Source organism: Niabella pedocola, from assembly GCF_021044425.1.
Lineage (GTDB): Bacteria > Bacteroidota > Bacteroidia > Chitinophagales > Chitinophagaceae > Niabella > Niabella pedocola.
Map to the genome: position 1 here is coordinate 1 of NZ_JAJNEC010000011.1, position 3,353 is coordinate 3,353.

The following is a 3,353-nucleotide window of genomic DNA, read 5'->3' on the forward strand; positions in this document are numbered from 1 at the left end:
GTTTCAAATTTAAGAGAATGACCAAGTTCTTTGACATATTGGAAAAAAACAAACTGTTAGGAGAGTACCTAGCAGCCTGACGCGAGTCAGGTATCGATCACAATTTTGTAACATCACACTATATTTATTTATGGTTGGTCTGAAGAAATGTGGTCGGGTAACAATCTACAATAAACTAAAAATCAAGTCCAGCAGTGATGCTGGCCTCATATTAATTAAGTTTAATCAACTTTTTTAAAGCAATTAAGGGCGTATGGTGGATGCCTTGGGTCTGAGAGGCGATGAAGGACGTGGTAAGCTGCGATAAGCTCGGGGGAGCTGCACACAAGCATTATATCCCGAGATTTCCGAATGGGACAACCTAATATACTGAAGGTATATTACTCGAGAGAGAGCCAACCCGGAGAACTGAAACATCTAAGTACCCGGAGGAAAAGAAAATAAGACAATGATTCCCTAAGTAGTGGCGAGCGAACAGGGAAGAGCCTAAACCGAACCGGCGTGCCGGTACGGGGTTGTAGGACTACTTTTAGAAAGCGTTATCAAGCAGAATTTTTTGGAAAATTAAGCCATAGAGGGTGATAGCCCCGTAAGCGGAAATTAACGTGGACGTGTAGTATCCTGAGTAGGGCGGGACCGGAGGAATCCTGCTTGAATCTGCCAGCACCATCTGGTAAGGCTAAATACTCCTCAGACACCGATAGTGAACCAGTACCGTAAGGGAAAGGTGAAAAGCACCCTGAATAAGGGAGTGAAATAGTACCTGAAACCGTACGCCTACAAGCGGTCGGAGCAACGCAAGTTGTGACGGCGTGCCTTTTGCATAATGAGCCTACGAGTTACTCCTCACTGGCGAGGTTAAGTTTTAAGAAACGGAGCCGTAGCGAAAGCGAGTCCGAATAGGGCGCTTAGTCAGTGGGGGTAGACGCGAAACTTTGTGATCTATCCATGGTCAGGTTGAAGGTGTGGTAACACACACTGGAGGACCGAACCCGTTGACGTTGAAAAGTCTTGGGATGAACTGTGGATAGGGGTGAAAGGCCAATCAAACTGAGAGATAGCTCGTTCTCCCCGAAATGTTTTTAGGAACAGCCTCGGATTTTAGAAGTGTACTAGAGGTAGAGCTACTGATTGGGCTAGGGGGCTTCACCGCCTACCAAACCCTGACAAACTCCGAATGCTAGTACATATCTCCGGGAGTGAGGCTGTGGGCGCTAAGGTCCATGGCCGAGAGGGAAATAACCCAGAATAGCAGCTAAGGTCCCCAATACATGGTTAAGTTAGACAAACGATGTGAAATTTCTATAACAGCCAGGATGTTTGCTTGGAAGCAGCAATTCATTTAAAGAGTGCGTAACAGCTCACTGGTCGAGAGATTCTGCGCGGAAAATAATCGGGTATTAAACCATGAACCGAAGCTCTATGATCGCCCTTTGAGGGATGATCGGTAGGGGAGCATTGAAACGGCGTTGAAGGTGTGTGGCGACGCATGCTGGAGCGGTTTCAAAAGAAAATGTAGGCATAAGTAACGATAAATAAGGTGAAAAACCTTATCGCCGAAAGTCTAAGGGTTCCTGATCAACGTTAATCGGATCAGGGTTAGCCCGGTCCTTAGTCAAACCCGAAAGGGGTAGACGATGGAAAGCAGGTTAATATTCCTGCGCCTGCTATATATTAAAAGTGACGGAGCATGTTAGCTGCCTAGTCTGACGGATTAGACGAGTGGAACCTTCGGGTGAAGCGTAGCAGTGAGAGTGCTTCCAAGAAAAGCGAGTATAGCAGCCGGTACCGCAAACCGACACAGGTAGACGGGATGAGTATTCTAAGGCGCTCGGGTGAGCCGTGGAGAAGGAACTAGGCAAATTGACGCTGTAACTTCGGGATAAAGCGTACCACAGCGATGTGGTCTCAGTAAAATGGTTCAACCAACTGTTTAACAAAAACATAGGGCCCTGCAAAATCGAAAGATGACGTATAGAGCCTGATACCTGCCCGGTGCTGGAAGGTTAAGGAAGGATGTTCGGAGTAATCCAAAGCTTCTGACTGAAGCCCCAGTAAACGGCGGCCGTAACTATAACGGTCCTAAGGTAGCGAAATTCCTTGTCGGGTAAGTTCCGACCTGCACGAATGGTCTAATGAGTTGAACGCTGTCTCCTCCACGAGCCCGGTGAAATTGTAGTATCGGTGAAGATGCCGGTTACCCGCCACGGGACGGAAAGACCCCGTGAACCTTCACTACAACTTTGCATTGATTTTGAATTACGGATGTGTAGCATAGTTGGGACGCTATGAAGCGGTGGCGCCAGCCATTGTGGAGCGGTCGTTGAAATACCAACCTTCTTTGATTTAGAATCTAATGACGCGAGTCACACAGTGCATGGTGGGTAGTTTGACTGGGGTGGTCGCCTCCTAAAGAGTAACGGAGGCTTGCAAAGGTTCCCTCAGTACGGTTGGTAATCGTACGCAGAGCGCATTAGTATAAGGGAGCTTGACTGTGAGGCAAACAGGCCGAGCAGGGACGAAAGTCGGCTAAAGTGATCCGGCGGTTCTGTATGGAAGGGCCGTCGCTCAAAGGATAAAAGGTACTCCGGGGATAACAGGCTGATCTCCCCCAAGAGCTCATATCGACGGGGAGGTTTGGCACCTCGATGTCGGTTCGTCACATCCTGGGGCTGGAGAAGGTCCCAAGGGTTCGGCTGTTCGCCGATTAAAGTGGCACGTGAACTGGGTTCAGAACGTCGCAAGACAGTTCGGTCCCTATCTGTGGTGGGCGTTAGTAAATTGAGAGGACATGACCTTAGTACGAGAGGACCGGGTCGTACGTGCCGCTGGTGTATCTGTTGTGCCGCCAGGTGCAATGCAGAGTAGCTAAGCACGGACAGGATAAACGCTGAAAGCATCTAAGCGTGAAACCTGCCTCAAGATGAGTTTACTTTTAAGGGCCGTCAGAGACTATGACGTTGATAGGCTACAGGTGTAAAGGTGGTAACATCAAAGCCGAGTAGTACTAATTGCCCGTAAGCTTTAATTTTTTTTTAGATCTCTTCTAACAGTTTTTTCCAATATGTTAACTTATTAAGTTTTAAAGATCAAAATACAAGATCCAAATATCAATATTTGAGATTTTTGGTTTGAGATTTAGGATTTTTAATTTTTTATGGTGGTTTTACCAAGGGTGTTCACCTCTTCCCATACCGAACAGAGAAGTTAAGCCCCTTATGGCCGATGGTACTGCACCACAATGCGGGAGAGTAGGTAGCTGCCATTCTTATTGAGGGCCTCACAGTAATGTGAGGCTCTTTTTTTTTGTGCCTGTAAACCCCGAAACGAACCGCTCAGGGATGACAAATGGA

The 3,353-nt window shown here is 47.4% G+C and carries 2 rRNA genes; both read left to right on the top strand.

The features are described from left to right. Positions 1-233: 233 nt before the first annotated feature. Positions 234-3,031: ribosomal RNA gene (locus LQ567_RS25955) — 23S ribosomal RNA — on the top strand. A 125-nt stretch (positions 3,032-3,156) separates the two neighbouring features. Then, positions 3,157-3,268, top strand: a 5S ribosomal RNA gene (gene rrf, locus LQ567_RS25960). Positions 3,269-3,353 lie beyond the last annotated feature (85 nt).